We start from the raw sequence: 22,659 nt of genomic DNA on the forward strand, positions 1-22,659 counted from the left end.
GGGTTCCGAAAGGCTGTGACCGGCTCCTGTTGCACCGCGGGACTCCCGCCACAGCGAAGGAGTCCCGCGATCCACCATAGGTGGCTGTATTACTGACGGCCAGCTGAGGTGGGCAGCTCCGGGAGCTCAGTGGGGACCTCGGCGGGGAGTTCCGGCGCGGCCGGAACGGCTGCCTCGGTGGGCAGTTCCGGTGCTTCCGGAACCTCCGGGGCTTCAACGTCGACGGCGGCATTGCCGTTGCCGGCAACCTCGGCCCCGTTGCCGTCAGCCTTGGCGGCTGCATTGGCACCTGCGTTGCCGGCGACAACGACGTCAGCGCAGTAGCCCTCGATGTTGGCTTCGCCCTCAGCGGCGACGGCCAGCGACTTAAAGCCGGTGGAGGAGGCGTCCAGGCCGCCCCTGGTGAAGGCGGTGCACAGGCCGTATGCGGCAGGGCCGGTGGCGTCCGGACCGACGGCGGCGGCCGATGCTTCGGCGCTGGCGTCTTCCCCTTCAACGGAGCCGGCTGCGTCGGCGGAAGCGGACGGCGTGGCGGAAGCGGATGCCTCAGCGGCGCCGGACGCGGCGGTCTCGGAAACGCCGCCGACGTGCGGAGCGGGGGCGCCGAGCAGTTCGTGGGCGCTCTGCTGGATGTCAGAGGGAAGGGCTCCGGCAAATGCGGCTGCGCCGGTGCCGCCGACCGCCAGCGTGCCGGCCGCCAATGCGCTCGCAGCAACCTTACTAGTGGCAAAAATAGTGAACAAGGACATGAAACCCTCCGAAAACATATACAACAGTGTCAGTAACGGCCAGGTTGGATCCGGCCACTCAAGCGGCGCGGACGCGGTCCGCACTCCCCTTACATCGATGCGGGGTCCGGAAAAGTTACGCGGTTCCGGAAATTCTTTCGGGGACGGCGTCGGGCCGCGCTTTTCCGGGGACCGCAGACGGGCCGATGGCCGGCACTAGGATCACGACATGCGAAACCCAACCGACCTGAAGAACGCCGCCAGGACTTGGCAGACCATGGTCGACAACAACCACGCGCTGCTACTGCGCAAGTCCGGCCACCCGGCGCTGCGCCCCATCGCGGACGCATTCCTGGCCTGGGCAGCGGAAACCGAGGGCGTGGAAATCCAGCTCCGGAAGGGCTACGTGTCCCTGCACTCGCCGCGGCTGAAGTTCGCCCAGGTCAAGCGGGCGAACAAGAAGTGGACGACGACGTCCTGGACTTCCTGGCGAAAGCGCTCCAGCAGAACAGCTGAGGATGTGACAGGGGGAACCCGCCGCTGCACGCGGCGGGTTCCCCCTGTCGGTGCGGGATGCCCCGCTAGTTCGCCGCTGCGCCGGCCGTGGCACCGACCTCGGCATCGGCACCGGCAAGCCGGAGCCAGGTGTCCACCACGGTGTCGGGGTTCAGCGAGACGGAATCGATGCCTTCCCCGACCAGCCATTCGGCGAAGTCCGGGTGGTCGCTGGGCCCCTGGCCGCAGATGCCGACGTACTTGCCGCGGGCCTTGCACGCCTTGATGGCCATGCTGAGGAGCTTCTTGATGGCGGGGTCGCGTTCATCGAAGCCACCCGAGACAATCGCCGAATCGCGGTCCAGGCCCAGGCCCAGCTGGGTCATGTCGTTGGAGCCAATGGAGAACCCGTCGAAGTGGTCGAGGAATTCGTCGGCGAGCAGCGCGTTGGACGGAATCTCGCACATCATGATCACCTCGAGGCCGTTCTCGCCACGCACCAGGCCGTTCTCCGCCAGCAGCTCGATGACGCCGCGGGCCTCGTCCAGGGTCCGCACGAACGGGATCATCAGCTTGACGTTGGTGAGCCCCATCTCGTTGCGGACGAAGGACAGGGCCTCGCACTCAAGGTCGAAGCAGTCCCGGAAGGACGGTTCCAGGTACCGCGAGGCGCCGCGGAATCCGAGCATCGGGTTCTCTTCGTGCGGCTCGTAGGCGGGTCCGCCGATCAGGTTGGCGTACTCGTTGGACTTGAAGTCGGACATGCGCACAATCACCGGTTCCGGCGCGAAGGCCGCCGCGATGGTGGACACCCCTTCGGCCAGGCGCTTGATGTAGTAGTCGCGCGGGCTGCCGTAGGCGGCGATCCGTTCCCGGATCACCGCGGCCACGTCCGCCGGCTGCTCGTCCAGGTTCAGCAGCGCCTTGGGGTGGATGCCGATCTGGCGGTTGATGATGAATTCGAGCCGGGCCAGGCCAACTCCGTGGTTGGGCAGCTGCGCGAAGGTGAACGCCTGCTCCGGGGTACCGACGTTCATCATGACCTTGACCGGGGCCTCGGGCAGCTGGGTGATCTCGGTGTCCTCGACGATGAAGTCCAGGAGCCCTTCGTAGATCACGCCCGTCTCGCCGTCGGCGCAGGAAACGGTCACCTCGAGGCCGTCGGACAGGACGTCCGTGGCGCCCCCGGTACCGACGACGGCGGGAATCCCCAGTTCCCGGGCAATGATGGCCGCGTGGCAGGTGCGTCCGCCGCGGTTGGTCACGATGGCGGAGGCACGCTTCATGATCGGTTCCCAGTCCGGGTCGGTCATGTCGGCCACCAGGACGTCGCCGGTCTGGAAGGCGGCCATCTGGTCGATCGAGCTGAGAATGCGGACGGTGCCGGCGCCGATGCGCTGGCCGATGGCGCGGCCTTCGACCAGGACCCGGCCGGTTCCGTTGAGCCGGAAACGGCTCAGGCTGCCGGAGGCGCGGCGGGACTGCACTGTCTCGGGGCGCGCCTGGAGGATGTACAGCCCGCCGTCGATCCCGTCTTTGCCCCATTCGATGTCCATGGGGCGGCCGTAGTGGTTCTCGATGGCCACGGCGTGCCGGGCGAGCTGCTCGACGTCGTCGTCCGTGAGGCTGAAGCGGTTCCGCAGCGAAGCCTCAACCGGAACAAAATCGATGGTGTGGCCCACTTCGCGGTTGCTCGTGTAGGTCATCTGGAGCGCCTTCTCACCCAGCCCGCGCTTGAGGATTGCCGGGCGGCCGGCCTGCAGGGCGGGCTTGTAGACGTAGAACTCGTCCGGGTTGACGGCGCCCTGGACCACTGCTTCGCCGAGGCCGTAGGAGGAGGTGACGAACACGGCGTCGTTGAATCCCGATTCGGTGTCCATGGTGAACATGACGCCGGAGGCCCCGACGTCGGAGCGAACCATCCGCTGAATGCCGGCAGAGAGTGCCACCTCGGCGTGCTCGAACTTGTGGTGCACGCGGTACGCGATGGCACGGTCGTTGTAGAGCGACGCGAACACATCCTTGATGGCGAGCAGGATGTTCTCGATGCCGCGCACGTTCAGGAAGGTTTCCTGCTGGCCGGCGAAGGAAGCGTCCGGGAGGTCTTCCGCGGTGGCGCTGGAACGGACGGCCCAGGAGAGGTCCTCGGAGCCTCCGTGTTTCTCCACCAGCTGCTGGTACGAGTTCCTGATCTGCGCCTCGAAGTCCGGCAGGAACGGCGTCTCGCGCATGAGGGTGCGGATCTCCTGGCCTGCCGAGGCGAGGGCGGTCACGTCGTCGGTGTCGAGGCCGATGAGCCGGGCGGCGATCTTCTGGTCCAGTCCGGAGTCTGCGAGGAAGGTCCGGTACGCGTCCGCAGTCGTGGCGAAACCGTCGGGAACCTGGACGCCGGCAGAGGTCAGGTTCTGCACCATCTCGCCGAGGGACGCGTTCTTTCCGCCCACCCGGTCCAGGTCCTTGAGTCCGAGTTCTGAGAACCACAGGATGTCTGTCGTCATAGTTGCTGCTCCTTTGCAGATGATGGCATGCAGATGTGCCGCCCCGCTCGCGGCGATAGCCGGTTGGTGGGCGCGAATCCTGTCCACAGTGACAGGTCTCGGGCGCTCTTTCCACATGATGTGCGCCACACTGAGATTGTGAAACTTTTCCCTAATGCTTGAGGTTCATGCGCTGCAGGATGGTCGCAGCCATTTCCTCCACGGAGACTGTTGCTGAATTCAGGTACGGAATCCGGTGGGAGACGTACAACTGCTCGGCGCTGCGCAGCTCGAAGCCGCACTGCCGAAGCGACGCGTAGGGCGAACCGCGGCGCCGTTCGGTGCGGATCTGGCTCAGGCGCAGGGGGTTGGAGGAGAGGCCGAAACATTTCTCAACGAAGGGCCTCAGCGGCTTGGGGAGTCCCTCCCGCTCAAAGTCCTCGTCCACCAGGGGGAAGTTCGCGGCGAAGATTCCGTGTTGCAGCGCCAGGTACATGGTGGTGGGAGTTTTTCCGCAGCGGGACGGCGCCACCAGGATAACCTGGGCCTTCTCCAGCGCACGCAGGCTTTGCCCGTCGTCGTGTTCCATGGCGTACTCGACCGCGGCCATCCTGGACTGATAACGCTCCGCGTTGCCCAGGCCATGCGCCCTGCCGGGCTCGCCGCTGGCCGGCGAGCCGAGGGCCTGCTCCAGCTGTCCGACATGCGTCCCGATCAGGTCCACGATGATCCCCTGGCACGTGGCCAGGGTCTGGCGGATGTCGCTGCTGACCGCTGTGGAGAAGACGATCGGCCGCAGACCGCTGGCGGCCAGTTTGTCGATGGTGCCCACGACTGTCCTGGCCTGTTCGACGGTGGTGATGAAAGGGACCGTGATGCGGTCGAAATGATTAGCGGGAAACTGCGTCAGCAAGGTGTTGCCGAGCGTTTCCGCGGTGATGCCGGTGCTGTCCGAAAGGAAGTAGACAGGCCGAAGATCGTCATTGGTCATGAACGCATTCTGCACTAAGACGGACCTTCTTGCCGTGTCCTGTCCGCGCTGTGAAAAGATCAAGCATGCGTCCCATGCAGCACTCCAGCAAGCTCCAGAACGTCCGCTACGAACTCCGCGGGCCCATCCTCCAGGCGGCGAAGGAGATGGAAGCCGAAGGGCACCGGATCCTGAAGATGAACCTTGGCGACACCGCGCCGTTCGGGCTGGAAACCCCCGAGTCCGTGGTGGTGGACATGATCCACCACCTGCGCGGCGCCCAGGGCTACAGCGATTCCAAAGGCATCTTCTCGGCCCGCACGGCCATCTCGCAGTACTACCAGACGCGCGGCCTGATGCAGATCGGCGTCGAGGACATCTTCATCGGCAACGGCGTGAGCGAGCTTATTTCCATGTGCCTCCAGGCCTTCATGGAAGACGGTGACGAAGTCCTGGTTCCCGCCCCGGATTACCCCCTGTGGACGGCAGCCGTCACGCTGACCGGGGGCAAGCCCGTGCACTACCTGTGCGACGAGGACGAGCACTGGTGGCCGGACATGGCCGACGTCGAATCAAAGATCACCCGCCGCACCAAGGCAATCGTGATCATCAACCCGAACAATCCGACCGGCGCGGTCTACCCGCGGCACGTCCTGGAGCAATTTGCGGCGCTGGCGCGTAAGCACCACCTGGTGCTCTTCTCGGACGAGATCTACGAGAAGATCCTGTACGAGGATGCCCGGCACATCCACACCGCCTCGGTGGCCGAGGACATCTGCGTCCTGACGTTCAGCGGCCTGTCCAAGGCCTACCGGATGCCCGGGTACCGGGCAGGGTGGGTGGCCGTCACCGGACCGCTCGCGGCAACCCTGGCGTACCGCGAAGGGCTGGAGCTCCTGGCATCCCTGCGCCTGTGCCCGAACGTGCCCGCCCAGCATGCCATCCAGACGTGCCTTGGCGGCTACCAGAGCATCGAGGCCCTGGTCCGGCCCGGCGGCCGGCTTCGCGAGCAGCGGGACCGCGCCTATGAGCTGCTCACGGCCATTCCCGGCGTCACGTGCGTCCCGGCGGCGGCGGCCATGTACCTGTTTCCCCGCTTGGACCCGGAGCTCTACCCGTTCAAGAGCGATGAACAGTTCGTCCTGGACCTCCTGCGGGAACAGAAGATCCTGATTTCGCACGGGACTGCGTTCAACTGGCCGCGGCCGGACCACTTCCGCTTCGTCATCCTCCCGTCGGTCGAGGATATCGAGGAAGCAGTGCGCCGGATCGCCGCCTTCCTCGCCTCGTACCGGACCGGCGTGGAGGACGACTGAATCAGGACGGGCAACGCCTCAGGACGGCGCTCAGGACGTGGCGGCCATCGGCGTGTAGCTGAAGGATTTCAGGGTTAGCGTCCCGTCCCTGGTCAGCGCCTTCAGGCCCGTTGGTGCACCCGCGGGAAAGACGAGTGAGCTGAGCGTCCTCTCGCCGCCGTTGACGAACACTTCCACGGAGCTGTAATCCACATAGATGACCAGTTGGACCCGGCCGTCGCGGGGAGCCGACTGCGCCCGCCGGACGGTGCCGTAGTCCGGCGCGAGTCCGGCAGTCTCTTTGGCGGCGCCGTCCCGGGAGACGAACGCGGTTTCCGACTCGAAGTCATAGCCCACCGTGGCGAAGACGCCGTTTTCGGCGAGCAGTTCCACCTTGGCCTCGGACCCGTCCTCGCCTGCCGCGCGTTCGAGCGTCAGGTCGAGGCGGTACGCCCCGCCGCCGGCGGCGGAAAGGTCCGTGGCGGGAAGGTCCGGCCCGGGAAGGTCGCCGGCACCGTCCGGAGTCACTTTCCGGTCCGTCACGGTGGCTGTGTCACCGTCCAGGGCCTTGAGCGCACCGGTGGGCGCGGAGACGAGCGTGGGCTTTCCGGAGACGGTCTTCAGCCGGATGTCCCGAACCACTGTGTCGGCGCCGCCGTGCCAGTCCTCGGTCGGCAGCTTGCGCGCGTAGGACCAGTTGTTCAGCCAGGCGATGGCGTGGCGGGAACCCATCCGCTGGCTTTCCGTGAGCCGGGGATCGTCCCAGGTCACGGCCGCGTAAAAGTCGGACCCGTCATCGAGCCACTGGTGCTGCTGGTCCGCGGGTTCGAACCGGGTACCGTCCCAGGTCCCGGTCCAGTACGCCACGCCGGTGGACTTTCCCTCCTCGGCCCCGTTGGCGCTGGCGGCCAGCACCCAGGTCCGCTTGGCGGGGTCGCCGTCGACGTCGAGCTGGAAGAGTTCGGGGCACTCGAGGACGCCCAGCCCTTCGCGCTCAAAGCCGGACAGGTAACGCCATTCCTTCAGGTTGGCGGAGGCATACAGGCCGATTTTTTCCCCCTCCGCCAAGGCCATCACCCACTGGTTGTTCGCCTCATCGCGGATGATCTTGGGATCGCGCCAGTGCTGCTCCCCCGGGTTGTCCATCACCGGGTTCCCGTCGTAGGGCTTGAACGAATAGCCCTTGTCCGTGGAATAGAACAGCGACTGCCGCTGGATGCCCTCGTCCTGCTGCGTCATGACGGCGATGACCGCGCCCTCGCCGAACCCGGCGGTGTTCCCGTGGTCCACCACGGCGCTGCCCGTCTCAATGTCGCCGAGGCCGTTCTTGTACTTTTCAATGGCCACCCCCTCGTCCTTCCAGTGCACCAGGTCGGTGCTGGTGAGGTGGTACCACTCGGTGCCGTTTTCCTCGGGGTAGCCGGCGTTGTAGAGGTAGTAGTAGTGCCACTGACCGTCCAGCCAGAAGGGCCGCTGGGGATCATTCATCCAGTTTTCGCGGGGCGTGATGTGGTAGCTGGGCCGGTAGGCGGAAGCCCCGTCCGGCCGGGCAAAGGCGGACTCCGCCGGCGCGGGCAGCTCGGGCCCGGCACCCAGGTCTGCCAGCATGGCATCCACCGCTTCGGGCGTGACACAGTCCGGGCGGGCAAAGTCTGTGGAACCCTCCGGTGTTGCCTTTGCCTGGACGGCGGAGTCCTGAACGCTGGATCGCACCATGACGTCCTGCCCCGCCCTGGCGGCGGCCACCCAGCCGTCGGCGCATTCGATGGCGCGGAGGTCGGACACCCCTCCGGTCCGCAGCGGGCGCGCCAGGTTTTCCAGGCTGCGGTCTCCCCCGGCCAGCCAGAACGAGCCGTAGCGGCCCGTCGCCTGTTTGGCTTCCGCCTGGGCGCTGGCGACGTCGGCCAGGGCTTCCTCGGCCGGGCCGTCCGGGTCCTGCTGCGACCCCGCACCCACCACGATGGCCACGGCCACCAGCACCAGCGCAGCGGCAGCGGCCACCGCCGCCCACAGGGCGCGGGGCGTGAGTTTACTGGGAAGGAACCTGAGCGACATGTCCACCGATCATCGTGATGCACAAACGCCGGCGCCGGTCTTATAACCGGCGCCGGCGTTCAGCAAGTTGGTCTGCTTCCGCTCAATTTTACAGGGTGCGGGCTTTCGCGGCCCCGCGGGTCTCTAGGCGTCAGCCTCTTCGAACTCCACGGCGGCAACGATTTCCTTGGTCGAAGGGCTGATCATGAAGGCCTCCTCGTCCTCTTCCACCATGATGAACTCGCCCTGGTCCGTGGTGAAGTGCCAGGCCAGGATGGTCTCCCCGTTGTGCTCGTAGTTGGGATCGCCCATGGTGATCTTCTGCAGTTCCTGGCCCGCGACGTCGCACAGTTCGCGGATGATGAGTTCAAACTCCGGTGCGTTCTCGAGGGCTTCTTCGGCCGCCTCGGCCTGGCGTTCCGCGAGGTTGGGGATCTGGGCCACGCGCTCGGCGATGTGCAGCTCCAGCTGCTCCTCATCAAGCAGCAGCAGGCCCTCCTGGCCGCGGAGCCAGGCGGCGTTGAGCGCGAGGATGTCCTCGGTCTCCAGCAGCGACTCGAAGGCTTCATCGAGCTCTTCGAGTTCCCGGACCGGCTCGGGGGTGGCAGTCTCCCCGTCCGTATCCCCGTCCAGGTAAATGTCGGCGTCATCCTCGGAAAGCGCATCAAATGCCTCGGCCGTGCGGTTGAACAGCGCCAGGTGGGCGGTGGCGCCCATGCCTTCCAGGCCTTCGCGGACGTAGGCGTCGATCTCCTCGCGTTCCGGCACCGTGAAGACGTACTGGGCGAAGCCGCCGGCCAGTGCCTGGGTGAGGTAGAAGTCGACGTAGTAGCTGCGCAGGGCGTTCGGCGCGATTTCCGGGGCGTCGAGGAGCTCAGCGTACATGGCGTTGACCACCGTCACGTTGGAGTCGACAACGTCCTCGTTGGCTGCCTCGGCGGCTTCGGTTGCCAGGACGACGGGGTGCTTGCTGGCGGTCTGACCGGTGCTCATGGGAAATCCTCACTGCTGAAAGCGGGTGTTACTCAGGACCCTTCCACGCTATGCGGGTGAACGGGCCGGCAGGCCGAGGAACAGTTGAACGTTGGGCGAAGTTTCAGGGCCCCTTCCGGCTCGCTAAGATGGATCAGATAACCTGCAGATTTTTGACCTGCTGAAAGTAGCGCGCACCATGCCATCCCAACCGGACGAGAGTGCGGCACTGGCGATTCAGACCCCCGCGATCAACGACCGCTCCCTTGCGGCCGGCCTTGCCTACGCCATGGGCAGCCGGGTTTCGGGGATCTCCTTCGATGCCGCCACCGGCCTGATGCTCGGCAAGGTCCGCGGCGGGGCGGACGCGCCCTACTCCACCACCGCCAAGCTGGTCCGGAAGACCGGCGGCTGGAGCTGCACCGTCGGAGTGTGCAGCTGCCCGGTGCGGAAGGACTGCAAGCACGTGGCCGCGCTGCTGTTCGCGGCGGAGGACAATCCGGCCACCCGGGTGCAGCTGCTGGCACCTGCCGAGTCCACCCGTCTGTCCCGCGAGCCGATGATCCAGGACGTGCCGGACTGGGAACAGGCCCTGGGCCCGCTCATCGCACGGCCGGGCATCACTCCGTCCACCAACGGCATCCCGCTGGCCCTGCAGTTCGACATCGAAGAGCCCGCCCCGCACTTCTCCTACACCGGCCGGCGTGATCCGCTCCGCAGTGTCCGCCAGCTCAAGGCGAGGCCCGTCATCATGGGCGCAAAAGGCAAGTGGATCCGCGGCGACGTCTCCTGGAACACTCTCAGCTACCTCAATTACCGGCGTGAGTGCAACGAGGCCCACGTGGAATGGATGCAGGAATTCCTCGCGTCCCATACCGCCCTCGCCAACAGGCAGCACAACTCCACCGCGCCCTGGCTGGGACTGAACACCTATGCCGGAAAGAACCTGTGGAGCCTGCTCGCCCAGGCCCGGAAGATCGGCGTCGCGCTGGTCCATGCCGGCAGCCCGGAACCCGTGCGGTTCGTGGAGGAGCCGGCCGCCGTCGGGCTTAACCTGACCCGTTTCGGCAGTTCCGGCGCAGCTGAAAACGGCACTGCCGCCGTCGAAACCGGCACCGCCGGCCAAATCGCCACACAGTCCGACGACGGCGGGCTGACGCTCGCGCCCACCATCACCGTTGAGGGGGAAGTGGTTGATCCCGCGTCCGTGGGGACCATCGGCCGGCCGGCGCACGGGATCTTCCTGACGTCCGGAGCAGACGCCCTGCCCGGCGTCGGCACCGGATCAATCATCACGCTGGCTCCGCTGGAAAGCGGACTCAGCGAGGAACTGCTGACCTTCGTGACCGCCGGCAGCACCCTGCACATTCCGGCGCGGGACGAGACGCGCTTCCTCACCGGTTTCTATCCCAAGCTCAAGCAGGCCGCCCGCGTCACTGCCTCGGACGAGTCCGTGGAGCTGCCCGCGCTGGCCGTTCCCACCCTGTCCCTGCTGGCCAACTACGGCGCCGACCATAAGGTGCGGCTGCACTGGGAATGGCACTACAAATCCGGGAACCTGGTCACGGCGCAGCCGCTGTGGAGGCACCCGGGCGACCACGGCTACCGTGACGACCCCGCCGAAGCCCGCATCCTCGAGGCCGTGGGCCAGCCCTGGGATATTGTCCCGAAGCTGGGCGAGTCCGCTACCGGCGGCTGGGGCACTCCGCGGCTGGCAGCCTCGGCGGAGCTCAGCGGCCTGGATACCCTGGCCTTCACCGAGGAAGTACTCCCCCGGCTCCGCAATACCCCGGATGTCGTGGTGGACACGGCGGGCGACATCGCCGACTACCGCGAGGCTGAGGAGGCCCCGGTGGTTTCCATTTCCACCAAGGCCACGGAACAGCGCGACTGGTTCGACCTTGGCATTGTGATCACGCTCGAGGGCCAGCCGGTGTCCTTCGCGGCCTTGTTCTCCGCCCTCGCCGCGGGCCAGACGAAGATGCTGCTGCCCAGCGGCGCCTATTTCTCGCTGGACCTTCCGGAACTGCACCAGCTCCGCGACCTCATCGAGGAAGCCCGTTCGCTGCAGGACAACAAGGACGCACCGCTCCAGATCAGCCGTTTCCAGGCCGGGCTCTGGGACGAACTGGCACATCTTGGCATCGTGGACCAGCAGGCCTCCGCCTGGCGCGACGCCGTGGGCGGGCTGCTGGAGGGCGGCATCAAGGGACTGCCCCTGCCGGCAACGCTGAACGCCGAGCTGCGTCCGTACCAGCTGGAGGGCTTCAACTGGCTGAGCTTCCTGTACCGGCACGGGCTGGGCGGGGTGCTGGCCGATGACATGGGCCTGGGCAAAACCGTCCAGGCGCTGGCGCTGATCTGCGCCGCGAAGGAAGCCGCGGGGGCCGCGGGGGAAACGGCCGACGGCGCCGCGGCACCGGCAGCCGCCGGCTCCGCACCGTTTCTGGTGGTGGCCCCCACCAGCGTGGTGGGCAACTGGGAGGCCGAAACCGCGCGGTTCGCGCCCGGGCTCACCGTCCGCGCCATGGGCGAAACGTTCGCGAAGAACGGCATGGACCCGGCCGAGGCCATGGCAGGCGTGGACATCGTGATCACGTCCTACGCCCTGTTCCGGATCGACTACGAAGCCTACGCGTCGCGGGAGTGGGCCGCCCTGGTGCTGGACGAGGCCCAGTTCGTGAAGAACCACCAGTCCAAGGCCTACCAGTGCGCGCGCAAGCTTCCGGCGGCATTCAAGCTGGCCATTACCGGCACCCCGCTGGAGAACAACCTGATGGAGTTCTGGGCGCTCACCTCGATTGTGGCGCCGGGCCTCTTCGCGAGCCCCAGCCGCTTCGCGGAGTACTACCAGAAGCCGGTGGAAAAGAACGGCGACAAGGGGCAGCTGGACAAGCTCCGCCGTCGGGTCCGTCCGCTCATGATGCGCCGCACCAAGGAGCAGGTCATCCACGACCTGCCGCCCAAGCAGGAGCAGATCCTCGAGGTGGTGCTGAACCCACGGCACCAGAAGGTGTACCAGACGCACCTGCAGCGCGAGCGGCAGAAGATCCTGGGCCTCATCGAAGACGTCAACAAGAACCGTTTCACCATCTTCCAGTCGCTTACCCTGCTGCGGCAGCTCAGCCTGGACGCGTCCCTGGTGGATCCGTCCCTGTCCGCGGTCCGGTCCAGCAAGCTGGACGTGCTGTTCGAACAGCTGGAGGACCTGGTGGCGGAGGGGCACCGGGCCCTGATCTTCAGCCAGTTCACCGGCTTCCTGGGGAAGGTCCGGGAACGGCTGGTGCAGGAGGGGATCGAGTTCTGCTACCTCGACGGCGGCACCCGCAACCGTTCCGATGTGGTGAACGAGTTCAAGAACGGCTCCGCGCCCGTGTTCCTGATCAGCCTCAAGGCCGGCGGCTTCGGCCTGAACCTGACGGAGGCGGACTACGTGTTCCTGCTGGATCCGTGGTGGAACCCGGCGTCCGAGGCCCAGGCCGTGGACCGCACCCACCGGATCGGCCAAGCACGCAACGTGATGGTGTACCGACTGGTGGCCAAGGACACCATCGAGGAGAAGGTCATGGCGCTGAAGGCCAAGAAGTCGCAGCTGTTCGCGGATGTGATGGAAGGCGATGCCCTCTCCGGCGGTTCCCTGACGGCGGAAGACCTGGCCGGCCTGTTCAACGACTAAGCGTCAGCTTAAGGCGATCAGCCAATGACAGCCAGCCATGGCAGTCAGCCCATGGCCGGGGCCAGGGACCTTCCCGAGGACATCTGTTTCCGGGCCCAGCGGGCGAGCTTCTTGCCCTTGCCCTTCCACCAGTTGTCCTCCTCCTTGTCGTGGTGCAGGCGGAAGATGATCATCACCATCACGAAGACGCCCATGGCAACGTCCAGCCAGGACGAGAAGACGGCGTCGATGAGGACGCTGACCCCCATGACCAGGACCGACGGCAGCGCCAGCGACCGGAAGACGGTGCTGGCCACGTAGCGCCGGTGGGACCTGGGCACGGACAGTGCGCGGACCATGTCAAAACAGAGGCACGCCACCACCATCGCCTGCCCCAGGGACAGGATGACCAGGCCGGCCATCGAGCCGGCGAACACGGCAACGGATTCCATCCCCGGGCTCATCGGACACTCTTCCTTGTCGCACGGGACAGGGCAGTCGCAGGATTGCAGAAGACACGCATAGGAATAACCCCCAGAGACCAGAGACCACAGCTGTGAGACCCAGCTGTGCTCCATTCAAGCCGCTGCCGCGCCAGCCCGTCACGAGTAGTGTGTACTCTATTTTGGCGGCCGGGGTGACCGGGCTGACTCCTGAGTACTCAGTCCCCCCGCCGGGCGGTCCGGGCATGGTGCCGGCCTCAGATCAGCATCGCTTCACGTACTTTCCCTGCCGACTCCGCTCCGCCGCTGCCCCGCGAACTGACCCGTCCGGCGGCCAGCACGTAGTAGCTGTCGGCGGCGTTCAGGGCGAATCCGATGTGCTGTTCCACCAGCAGGACCCGCATGCCGCTGCGCTGGGACAGCTTGATGATGGTCTCCTGGATTTCGGCCACGACGTTGGGCTGGATCCCTTCCGTGGGCTCGTCCAGGATCAGCAGCGTGGGCTCGGTGATCAGGGCCCGGGCAATGGCCAGCTGCTGCCGCTGCCCGCCGGACAGGAGGCCGGCCCGGCGTGCGAGCAGCGGGTTGAGCGCGGGAAACATGTCCAGCGCGTCGGCCACGCGCTCCCTGGCGTTCCTGCGTCCGTCAGCCACGAGCTGGAGGTTCTCCAGGGCGGTCAGCTGCCCGAACGACTGCTGTCCCTGCGGAACGTAGGCCATGCCGCGCGCCACCCGCTGGTGCGGCCGGAGCGCGGAGATGTCCTCCCCGTCCAGCGTGATGGTTCCGCGCGTGGGTTTGAGGAGCCCGACGACGGCACGCAGCAGGGTGGTCTTGCCCGCACCGTTGTGGCCCAGGATGGAGACCAGCGAGCCATCGGGCACCGTGATATCCACTCCCGAGATGACCTGGGTGCGCCCGTATCCGGTCTGCAGATCCGTGATTTCCAGCATCAGTGCCCTTCCATTCCGGCCGTGCCGAGGTAGACGTCCTGCACTTTCCTGTCCGCCTGGACCTGTGCCACGCTGCCCTCGCTGAGGACCTTGCCCGACGCCAGGACGGTCACCGAGGTGGCGAACTCCCGCACGAAGTCCATGTCGTGTTCGATCACCAGGGTGATGCGGCTGGCGGCGATCCGGCGGAGCAGCTGCCCGGTTTCGTCCCGCTCGTCCTGGCTCATTCCGGCGATGGGCTCGTCCAGGAGCAGCACGTCCGAGTTCTGGACCAGCAGCGTGCCGATCTCCAGCCACTGCTTCTGGCCGTGGGCCAGCGTTCCGGCCTGCTTGTCCGCGGCCTGCTCCAGCCCGATGATTTCCAGCGCCTCCTGCACGGCCGGTTCCACGCCCTTCCGGCGCCGCAGCAGTTCGCGGGCCTTCCGTCCGGGACCGGCGGCGATGTCCAGATTCTGCAGCACCGAAAGGTTCTCGAAAACGCTTGCCGTCTGGAAGGTCCGCCCCACGCCCAGCCGGGCGATCTTGTGCACCTTGCGGCCCAGGATCTCAGTGCCGGTGTGGTTCACGGATCCGGTGGCCGGAACGAGCCCGGTGATGGCATCGATGATGGTGGTCTTGCCTGCCCCGTTGGGGCCGATGAGGAACCGCAGGTCGCCCTGGATGACGTCGAGGTTGACCTTGTCCACGGCGACGAAACCGTCGAACGCCACGGTGAGGTCGCGGATCTCCAGGTATTTGGGCCGGCCGTGCCGGAGCCCGCCGGCCTGTGGCTCGCCGTCGGGCAGCAGGGTGGGGGTGGTCATCGGCTTGCCTCTTCCGGAATGGTGGATGCTGCGGGCGTGGAGGCCGCCGCGGGGACCGGTGCAGGTGCCGTGCGCCGCCGCCCCGGACTGCCCTGCCTTGCATTGCTGTGCCCTGCCCCGCGCTGCTTCAGCCGCGCTGCGATACGCGGCAGTGAGGCAAGGCCGCCGGGCATGAACCCGATGACCAGCACGAAGAGCAGGCCCTGGAAATACACCCAGAAAGAAGGGAAGGTGGACGCCAGGCTGGTCTGCGCGATGGCCACGCTGAGGGCTCCCAGGACGGGGCCCAGCAGCGTTGCCCTGCCGCCGATGGCCACGCCGATCAGGAAGGCGATGGACGGAATCACGCCCACGTCGGCCGGCGAGATGATCCCCACGATGGGAACGAACAGAGCACCGGCAATCCCCGCCACGACGGCTGCGATCACGTAGGTCACGGTTTTGATGGTGGCCGGGTCGTAGCCCAGGAAGCGAACCCGTTCCTCCTGGTCCCGGACGGCCACGAGGAGCTCGCCGAACCGGCTGTGCATCAGCTGCCGGGCCGCAGCAAGGGCCAGCAGCAGCACCACGGCGGCGATCGAATAGAGCATCAGCTTGTTCGCGGGGTCCTTCAGGTCGAACCCGAAGAACGATCGGAAGCCACTCAGCCCGTTGGATCCGCCGGTGGTGGCCTGCTGGCCGATCAGGAACACAGCGAAAGCGGCCGCCAGGGCCTGGCTGAGGATCGCAAAATAGGCGCCCTTGACGCGCCGTTTGAACACGGCGAGCCCCAGGAGGAGCGCCACCAGCCCCGGAACAAGGACGACGGCGGCAAGGGTCACCGCCGGACTCCGGAACGGTTCCCACCAGCCGGGGACTTCGCCGCTGCCGTACAGCGACATGAAGTCCGGCACCCCGGACCCGCCGAAAAGGGAGGCGTCCGCCAGCTTGAGGTGCATGGCCATGATGTACGCGCCGAGCCCGAAGAACACGCCCTGGCCCAGGGTCAGCATGCCGCCGCGCCCCCAGGCCAGGCCGATCCCCACCGCCACGATCGCGAAGCAAATGAACTTTCCCAGAAGGGCGAGGTTGAACGCCGAGAGCGCTGCCGGAGCCGCCACCAGCAGCAGTACCGCGCCCGCGGCGAAGCCGGCCAGCACGCCCCACCGGGATTGCAGGAAAGTGTTCATGCCAGGCTCCTTGTCTTGAGGCTGAAGATGCCCTGGGGCCGCAGCTGCAGGAAGACCACGATCAGCACCAGGATCAGCACCTTGCCGATGCTCGCCGTCGTCGAAAATTCAAAGACGGACTGCAGCACGCCCAGCGCGAAGGCGGCAATCACGGCCCCCTTGATTTGGCCGACTCCGCCGGCCACCACCACCAGGAAGGCGTCCACGATGTAGTTGGTGCCCAGGTACGGTCCGGTGGAGCCGATCAGCGTGACGGCCACGCCCGCCACTCCGGCGAGGCCCGACCCGATGAAGAACGTCAGCTGGTCGGTGCGCCGGGTGGAGATGCCGCTGGTTTCAGCCAGGTCCCGGTTCAGGACCACCGCCCTGATCCGGCGTCCGAGCGGGGTCGCCCTGAGGATCAGCACGAGTCCCGCCAGGCAGACAAGGGAGAGCAGCAGGATGAAGAGCCGGGTGAGCGGGATGGGCGCCCCCAGCAGTTCGATGTTGCCCTGCAGCCAGGCCGGCGCCCGGACGTCCACGCTGGGGGCGCCGAAGATGTCCCGCGCGGCCTGCTGCAGGATGAGCGCCACCCCGAACGTGACCAGCAGGGTGTCCAGCGGCCGGTGGTACATCCGCCGGAGCAGCACCGCCTCGAGCACCAGCCCCAGCAGGCCGCCCACGAGGAAGCCCACTGGAATGGAAACCAGCAGCGAGACGCCGGCATCGGAGATGCTTCGCTGCACCACGAAGGCCGTGTACGCACCGGCCATCATGAACTCGCCGTGGGCCATGTTGATGACCCCCATCTGGCCGAAGGTCAGCGACAACCCCAGTGCGGCCAGCAGCAGCACCGAGCCGAGACTGAGTCCGGCAAACATCTGTCCAATCAGCAGTTCCATTCCAGCGGGCCTTTCCTCCGGGTTGATGCAGGGGTGGTGGAAGCGGCTACTTGGCCAGGTCCTTGGCCCAGGGGTAGCTGGCCAGGAACGGATCGGGTTCCACGGCCTTCGGCGAAGACCACACCGTGTCGATCAGGCCTTCGGAGTTGATCTTTCCGATCCGGGGAGTCTTGGTGATGTGGTTGTTCTCGCCGTCCACCGTGACTGTGCCCTCAGGCGCCTCGAACGTCACTCCGCCGGCGGCTGCCTGGACCTTGTCCACTTCAAAGGACCCGGCCTTTTCCACCATGGCCTTCCACAGGTACAGCGAGGTGTACGCCGCTTCCATGGGATCGCTGGTGACGCGTTCGGCACCGAACTTCGCCTTGAACGCGGCGACGAACTTCTGGTTGGCGGGGGTGTCCAGCGTCTGGTAGTAGTCCCAGGCGGTGAGCTGGCCCTCCACGTTTTCCAAGCCGACCCCGGGGACTTCCTCTTCGGCGATGGATACCGAAACCACGGGCATGGATTCCGCGGTCAGGCCGACGCTCTTGTACTGCCGGAAGAAGGCCACGTTGCTGTCACCGTTGAGGGTGTTGAACACGGCGTCTGCCTTGGAGTCGCGGACCTTGTTCACGATGGTGGAGAACTCGGTGGACCCGAGCGGGGCATATTCCTCGCCGAGGACCTCCATGCCGTGGGCTTTGGCGTAGGCCTGGATGATCTTGTTGGCCGTCCGCGGGAAGACGTAGTCGCTGCCCACCAGGAAGATGGACTTGGTCCCCTGCTCGGCCAGGTAGTCGAGGGCCGGGATGATCTGCTGGTTGGTGGTGGCGCCCGTGTAGAAGATGTTCTTGGATGCTTCGAGGCCTTCGTACTGCACCGGGTAGAACAGCAGGGCATCGTTGGCTTCGAAGACCGGGAGCATGGCCTTGCGGCTGGAGGAGGTCCAGCCGCCGAACACCGCGGCCGTGCAGTCCTGCTGGATCAGCTTTCCGGCGCGTTCGGCGAACTTGGTGGGTTCACTGGCGCCGTCCTCGCTGACCACCTGCAACTGCTTGCCCATGACTCCGCCGGCGGCGTTGATCTCCTCGGCTGCCAGGCTCAGGGAATCGAAGACGGTGTTCTCGCTGATGGCCATGGTCCCCGAGAGCGAGTTGATGAATCCGACCTTGACGCTGCTGCCCGACGTATCGACGCAGGAACTGCCGCTGCTGGCGGTGGAATTGGCGGACGCGGGATCCGAAATCTGGCTTCCGCAGCCGGCCAGGACCGTCGCCATTGCCGCCGCGGCCAGGGGGATCAAAGCGCGTTTAGTTACTGAAACCCTCATGATTACCTGCTTCTCGCTCCGCGCTGCCTGACGGCAGCGACTGGTCTCCAAGGTCCTGACGGGGACCCGTTCGGCTCAATCTAGGAGCGAATTGTTTCCAGAGGCATGGTGGTTCGTTTCCGCACTATTTCCGACCGGGCCTTCTCCCCCGCGGCCACGCGCAGCAACACTAAGTTTGCTGGCAAAATGGCGGAAAATGCGGACGGCAAAGTTAACCTGAAGGAAACTTCCCCGCCGTCATGTACGGATTGGCGGCGACACATAGCCCTAGGAGCAGCATGACCAGCCAGCAGAACGCCCAGCCGGACGCCCAGCGGATCCTGGTTGTCGGGGCGGGAGCCACCGGTGGATACTTTGGCGCGCGCCTGGCGCAGGCAGGCCGGGACGTGACATTCCTGGTCCGGGAGGGGCGGGCAGCCGTCCTGCGCCGGCGCGGCCTGCGCATCACGGGCCTGGGCCGCGAGGACGCCATTGAACCGAAGCTGGTCACCGCTGCGGACCTCGACGGCCCGTACGACCTGGTGCTGGTGACAGTCAAGGCCGCCGCCCTGCCCCGGGCACTGGCAGACCTGGCGCCGGCAGTCGGGCCGGAAACCGTCGTCGTTCCCTTCCTCAACGGCATGGCCCACGTGGACGCGCTCATAACCGCTTTCGGCGCCGGCCGGGTGCTCGGCGGCGTCGTCAAGGTGGTCACCACCGTCACGGACGACGGCGACATCCTGCAAATGAATCCGATGGCCACACTCACCGTCGGTGAACTGTCCGGCCCGCCGAGTGAGCGCGTGCTTCGGGCCGTTGAGACCCTCACCGTGCCCGGGTTCAAGGCCTCGGCCACGGCCGATGCCCTGGCGTCGATGTGGCACAAATGGGCCTTCATCGTCGCGGCAGGTACCGTCACCTGCCTGCTCCGGGGACCGGTGGGCGCCATCGTGGCGGTGCCGGGCGGCACGGACTTCGTGCACTCGGTGCTGGCGGAAGCCGGCGCCGTTTCGGCCGCCGCCGGCTACCCGGTTCCGGCCCAGGAACAGCAGCTGTCCGTGGAGATACTGACGCAGCCGGGGTCAACCTTCACGTCGTCGCTCTACCGCGACGTCGTTGCAGGGCTCCCCGGCGAGACCGAACACCTGCTGGGCGATTTCACCCGGCGGGCACGGCTCCTGGGCGCGGACACGCCGCTGATCGACCTGGCCCTGATGCAGTTGAGGGTCAGCGCCGCGACCGCCTAGCGGCGGCCGGCTCCTGGTACTTCTTCTCCCGGGCTACTTCTTCAGGAAGCCGAGAAGGGCCTGGTTGATTTCCTTCGCGTGGGTCCACAGCATTCCGTGCGGTGCGCCTTCGATCTCCACGTACTCAGCGGCGGGAAGGGCCTCCTTGAAACGTCGGCCGGTGACGTCGATGGGCAGGATGTTATCCGCCGTTCCGTGGACGATCAGGGCGGGAACGTCGATCTTGGGGATGTCCGCGCGGAAGTCCGTCAGCCACGTAGGCTGGGCAGCCACGGAGGCATGCGCCGAGGACTTGCTGGCGGTGGCCCAGTTGGCGCGCAGCGCTTCTTCGCTGAGGCGGCTGCCAAGAGTGTCGTCCGTGTTGAAGAAGTTCTTGAAAAACTCCGTGAAGAAGGCGTACCGGTCTTCCTTCACGGCGCTGAGGAGGCCGTCGAACACGTCCTGCGGGACGCCGTCGGGGTTGTCTTCCGTCTTGAGCAGGAAGGGCTCGAGGGAGCCGAGGAACACCGCCTTGGAAACCCGGTCCGATCCGTAGGTGCCGAGGTAGCGGGCCACTTCGCCGGTGCCCATCGAGAAGCCCACCAGCACGGCGTCGTCGAGATCAAGCTCGGTGAGCAACGTGTTGAGGTCGGCGGCAAAGGTGTCGTAGTCGTAGCCTTCGGTGGGCTGGCTCGATTTGCCGAAGCCGCGGCGGTCGTACGTAATGACCCGGTAGCCTGCTTCCAGCAAAGCGCTGGTCTGCCGTTCCCACGACGCACCGTCCAACGGGTAACCGTGAATAAGGACCACCGGCTGTCCCTGTCCGTGGTCCTCGTAGTAAAGCTCAACAGTGGTGCTGTTTTCTTTTCCGACAGAGACAAAGGCCATAAGGCGTTCCTTCCGGGGCGGTTCAACGGGCCGTGAACAGGCTGACCATCCACTCTGTTCCGGCGGGCCTGCCGTGTCAAGGAATCAGCGCCAGCCGGCGTTTCGGCTCACCCCGCAGTGCTCACTCCGCAGTGCTCACTCCGTGGAGCGCGGCCGCCACACCACCACGGCTTGGGAACGTGCCCGGGGCCGCTGGCCGCGGGCCAGGCTCACGACGTCCCCGGCTGCCCCGGCCGCGAAAATGCGCGAATCCAGCGGACTGCGCCGGCGCCCCAGTTCTTCGGTCAGTTCACTCACCCGGCGCTGCAGCGCAGCCACCTGGTTCTCGAGCTGCAGGATCCGTTTGATGCCTTCCAGCGATACTCCTTCATGCGAGAGCCGCTGCACTTCCCGGAGCACGTTGACGTCCCGCTGGGAGTACCTCCGGGATTTTCCGGGCGCGCGGCTGGGCGAGACGATGCCCAGGCGGTCATACTGCCGCAACGTCTGCGGGTGCATGTCCGCCAGCTCAGCCGCCACCGAGATAACGAAGATCGGCTGATCGAAATCAATGTCCATGGCCGGCTCCTCCCGCTAGTCCCAGTCCCAGTCCGCGCACGCGCGTTTCCTACAGCCGTGCCTTGGCTGTCAGTCCGGCCCGGACATCCTCGCCGCCGGTGGCTGCAGCGAACGCCTTCACGGCTTCCTCAGCTTCCTTGGTCAGCTTTTGCGGAACCACGACGTCGATGGTCACCAGCAGGTCGCCGGTGGCCTTCGCGTGCTTGACTCCGCGGCCCTTGACCCGGAGTGTGCGTCCGGACGGGGTCCCCGGGGGAACCCGGACCCTGACCTTCTCGCCGTCAATCGTCGGCACCTCGATGTCGGCGCCCAGGGCAGCCTCCGGGAAGGTGACCGGTACATGGATGCGGAGGTTGTCGCCGTCGCGCGTGTAGAAGTCATGGCCCTTGACGTTGACGGTGACCATCAGGTCGCCGTTGCCGGCCGGGCCATACTGGCCCTTGCCGCGGACACGGACCTTCTGGCCGTCCTTGATTCCGGCCGGAACCCGGACGTCGATGACGTCTCCGTCCGGTTCCCGCAGGCCGATGGTGGTGCCCCGGATGGAACCGGCGAAGGAAATGGTGGTGGTTGCCGTGCGGTCGGCGCCCTTCTGCGGTCCGCGCTGGAACCCCGCTCCGGAACCCGGGCCGCCGAATTGCCCGCCGAAGAGGTCGGCGAACTCCGGCGGGATGCCGCCGGAGGTGCTGTAGCCCCCGGAGTGGCGTCCGCCGCCGCCGGTGAAGAGGCCGCCGAAGAGGTCTTCGAACCCGGCGTTGCCGGCCCCGCCGCCCCCGCCGCCGGGAGCAAAGCGCGCGCCGCCGCCCATGGCACGGATGGCGTCATACTGCTGGCGCTCGTCCGGATCCGAGAGAACGGAGTACGCCTCGGAGATGTCCTTGAACTTCTTCTCCGACGCAACATTCCCCGCGTTGGTGTCCGGGTGATGCTGCCGCGCAAGCTTCCGGTAAGCCTTCTTGATATCGGCGTCGGAAGCGTCCTTGGCGACTCCAAGGATCTTGTAGAAGTCCTTGTCGACCCAGTCCTGGCTAGCCAATGGCGTTTCCTTTCAAATCTTTGTGCCGAGATGGCAGTTCGCGGCAATGTTCTTGCGAATCACTGCTGCGAACTGCCATCTCGATGGGGCAATGCTACGCCGGAACTGCGACGATAACCTGTGCCGCCCGCAGGACCCGCTCGCCGGACTTGTAGCCGGAGCGCAGGACCTGGCTGACGGTGTCGATTTCGACATCCTGGCCGGGCTGCTGGATGAGGGCCTCGTGGATCGTGGGATCGAACTCCACTCCGGTCTCATCGATGCGCACCAGGCCGTAGGTCTTCAGCGCGTTCTCCAGCTTGGCGGCGATCGCGGCGAACGGACCGTCGGCCAGGTCACCGTGCTGGCGGGCGGCGTCGACGTCGTCCAGCACCGGAAGCAGCGAGTTCAGGACGCCGATGACGGCCATCTCCCCTGCCACGGCGCGGTCGCGTTCCACCCGCTTGCGGTAGTTAACGTACTCAGCCTGCAGGCGGCGGAGATCGTTCCTGAGTTCCTCCGCCTCCTCCGCGCCGACGCCCTGGGCCACCGATTCCTCGGCCGGAACCTCAACGCTGTTGAGGATGTCCTCGGCCTGGGACAGTGCGTCCCCGGAACCGGAGCCCCCTGCGGCGGCGTGCTCCTGGTCAGGGTGGCGGGCCTGGCCGGTCTTCGGATCAACCTTGCGGTTGTCGTGGATCACCGGCTTCTGCGGCTCGTTCTCCTGGCGCTCGTTCTCGCGGTTGTCGCGCGCGTGCTGCTGGTCTTTGGAAGAGCTGTGCTCTTCTTCGTTACCGTGATGCGGCATG

General features: G+C 66.4%; 18 protein-coding genes. 3 read left to right on the plus strand and 15 right to left on the minus strand.

Going from position 1 to position 22,659, the window contains the following annotated elements; all coding sequences use genetic code 11:
- Nucleotides 1-89 precede the first annotated feature (89 nt).
- From Q8Z05_RS05975 to Q8Z05_RS05985, 3 genes are all read right to left on the minus strand, one after another.
- Entirely contained in the window at nucleotides 90-749 is a 660-nt protein-coding gene (locus Q8Z05_RS05975; protein ID WP_305942568.1) for a protein tyrosine phosphatase, read from the minus strand.
- A 560-nt stretch (nucleotides 750-1,309) separates the two neighbouring features.
- Complete coding sequence (gene ppsA, locus Q8Z05_RS05980) at nucleotides 1,310-3,721, minus strand: phosphoenolpyruvate synthase (RefSeq protein WP_305942569.1); 2,412 nt, start codon at nucleotides 3,719-3,721, stop codon at nucleotides 1,310-1,312.
- A gap of 151 nt (nucleotides 3,722-3,872) precedes the next feature.
- Nucleotides 3,873-4,691, minus strand: a complete 819-nt coding sequence (locus Q8Z05_RS05985) for a pyruvate, water dikinase regulatory protein (protein ID WP_305942570.1) — start codon at nucleotides 4,689-4,691, stop codon at nucleotides 3,873-3,875.
- A 65-nt stretch (nucleotides 4,692-4,756) separates the two neighbouring features.
- Between Q8Z05_RS05985 and Q8Z05_RS05990 the strand changes: the two genes are divergently transcribed.
- Nucleotides 4,757-5,986 (plus strand): pyridoxal phosphate-dependent aminotransferase, encoded by a 1,230-nt coding sequence (locus tag Q8Z05_RS05990; RefSeq protein ID WP_305942571.1) that lies wholly within the window; start codon nucleotides 4,757-4,759, stop codon nucleotides 5,984-5,986.
- Between the two features lie 30 nt (nucleotides 5,987-6,016).
- On the opposite strand, the gene Q8Z05_RS05995 is transcribed toward Q8Z05_RS05990, so the two are convergent.
- Together Q8Z05_RS05995 and Q8Z05_RS06000 are read right to left on the minus strand one after the other, a co-directional pair.
- A complete protein-coding gene (locus Q8Z05_RS05995; protein ID WP_305942572.1) occupies nucleotides 6,017-8,020 on the minus strand; it encodes a glycoside hydrolase family 32 protein in 2,004 nt (667 codons plus the stop codon).
- Nucleotides 8,021-8,143: 123 nt separating this feature from the next.
- Nucleotides 8,144-8,992 carry a DMP19 family protein gene (locus Q8Z05_RS06000; protein WP_305942573.1) on the minus strand — a complete coding sequence of 283 codons (849 nt, stop codon included), beginning with the start codon at nucleotides 8,990-8,992 and terminating at the stop codon, nucleotides 8,144-8,146.
- Between the two features lie 178 nt (nucleotides 8,993-9,170).
- On the opposite strand from Q8Z05_RS06000, the gene Q8Z05_RS06005 reads away from it, so the two are divergent.
- A complete protein-coding gene (locus Q8Z05_RS06005; protein WP_305942574.1) occupies nucleotides 9,171-12,647 on the plus strand; it encodes a DEAD/DEAH box helicase in 3,477 nt (1,158 codons plus the stop codon).
- Nucleotides 12,648-12,691: 44 nt separating this feature from the next.
- Here Q8Z05_RS06005 and Q8Z05_RS06010 read toward each other — a convergent pair whose 3' ends face one another.
- The 6 genes from Q8Z05_RS06010 to urtA all read right to left on the minus strand — a co-directional run bounded on the left by Q8Z05_RS06010 (nucleotide 12,692) and on the right by urtA (nucleotide 18,184).
- Nucleotides 12,692-13,090, minus strand: a complete 399-nt coding sequence (locus Q8Z05_RS06010; protein WP_305942575.1) for a hypothetical protein — start codon at nucleotides 13,088-13,090, stop codon at nucleotides 12,692-12,694.
- A 236-nt stretch (nucleotides 13,091-13,326) separates the two neighbouring features.
- On the minus strand, nucleotides 13,327-14,019 hold the full coding sequence (urtE, locus tag Q8Z05_RS06015) for an urea ABC transporter ATP-binding subunit UrtE (protein ID WP_305942576.1): 693 nt from the start codon (nucleotides 14,017-14,019) through the stop codon (nucleotides 13,327-13,329).
- Entirely contained in the window at nucleotides 14,019-14,822 is an 804-nt protein-coding gene (gene urtD, locus Q8Z05_RS06020; RefSeq protein WP_305942577.1) for an urea ABC transporter ATP-binding protein UrtD, read from the minus strand. The genes urtE and urtD overlap by 1 nt, the downstream gene beginning before the upstream one ends.
- Nucleotides 14,819-15,991, minus strand: coding sequence for an urea ABC transporter permease subunit UrtC (gene urtC, locus Q8Z05_RS06025; protein ID WP_305942578.1), 1,173 nt, complete (start codon nucleotides 15,989-15,991; stop codon nucleotides 14,819-14,821). The genes urtD and urtC overlap by 4 nt, the downstream gene beginning before the upstream one ends.
- A complete protein-coding gene (gene urtB, locus Q8Z05_RS06030; protein WP_305942579.1) occupies nucleotides 15,988-16,872 on the minus strand; it encodes an urea ABC transporter permease subunit UrtB in 885 nt (294 codons plus the stop codon). The genes urtC and urtB overlap by 4 nt, the downstream gene beginning before the upstream one ends.
- 46 nt (nucleotides 16,873-16,918) lie before the next feature.
- On the minus strand, nucleotides 16,919-18,184 hold the full coding sequence (gene urtA, locus Q8Z05_RS06035) for an urea ABC transporter substrate-binding protein (protein WP_305942580.1): 1,266 nt from the start codon (nucleotides 18,182-18,184) through the stop codon (nucleotides 16,919-16,921).
- A 278-nt stretch (nucleotides 18,185-18,462) separates the two neighbouring features.
- On the opposite strand from urtA, the gene Q8Z05_RS06040 reads away from it, so the two are divergent.
- A complete protein-coding gene (locus tag Q8Z05_RS06040) occupies nucleotides 18,463-19,410 on the plus strand; it encodes a ketopantoate reductase family protein (RefSeq protein ID WP_305942581.1) in 948 nt (315 codons plus the stop codon).
- Between the two features lie 33 nt (nucleotides 19,411-19,443).
- On the opposite strand, the gene Q8Z05_RS06045 is transcribed toward Q8Z05_RS06040, so the two are convergent.
- The 4 genes from Q8Z05_RS06045 to Q8Z05_RS06060 all read right to left on the minus strand — a co-directional run bounded on the left by Q8Z05_RS06045 (nucleotide 19,444) and on the right by Q8Z05_RS06060 (nucleotide 22,658).
- On the minus strand, nucleotides 19,444-20,277 hold the full coding sequence (locus Q8Z05_RS06045) for an alpha/beta fold hydrolase (RefSeq protein WP_305942582.1): 834 nt from the start codon (nucleotides 20,275-20,277) through the stop codon (nucleotides 19,444-19,446).
- Nucleotides 20,278-20,412: 135 nt separating this feature from the next.
- Complete coding sequence (locus Q8Z05_RS06050; protein ID WP_305942583.1) at nucleotides 20,413-20,835, minus strand: heat shock protein transcriptional repressor HspR; 423 nt, start codon at nucleotides 20,833-20,835, stop codon at nucleotides 20,413-20,415.
- Between the two features lie 49 nt (nucleotides 20,836-20,884).
- Nucleotides 20,885-21,871, minus strand: a complete 987-nt coding sequence (locus Q8Z05_RS06055; RefSeq protein ID WP_305942584.1) for a DnaJ C-terminal domain-containing protein — start codon at nucleotides 21,869-21,871, stop codon at nucleotides 20,885-20,887.
- A gap of 94 nt (nucleotides 21,872-21,965) precedes the next feature.
- Nucleotides 21,966-22,658 (minus strand): nucleotide exchange factor GrpE, encoded by a 693-nt coding sequence (locus tag Q8Z05_RS06060; RefSeq protein WP_305942585.1) that lies wholly within the window; start codon nucleotides 22,656-22,658, stop codon nucleotides 21,966-21,968.
- Between the last annotated feature and the right edge of the window lies 1 nt (nucleotide 22,659).

The sequence above is a fragment of the Arthrobacter oryzae genome (genome assembly GCF_030718995.1).
Taxonomy (GTDB): Bacteria; Actinomycetota; Actinomycetes; order Actinomycetales; family Micrococcaceae; genus Arthrobacter; species Arthrobacter oryzae_C.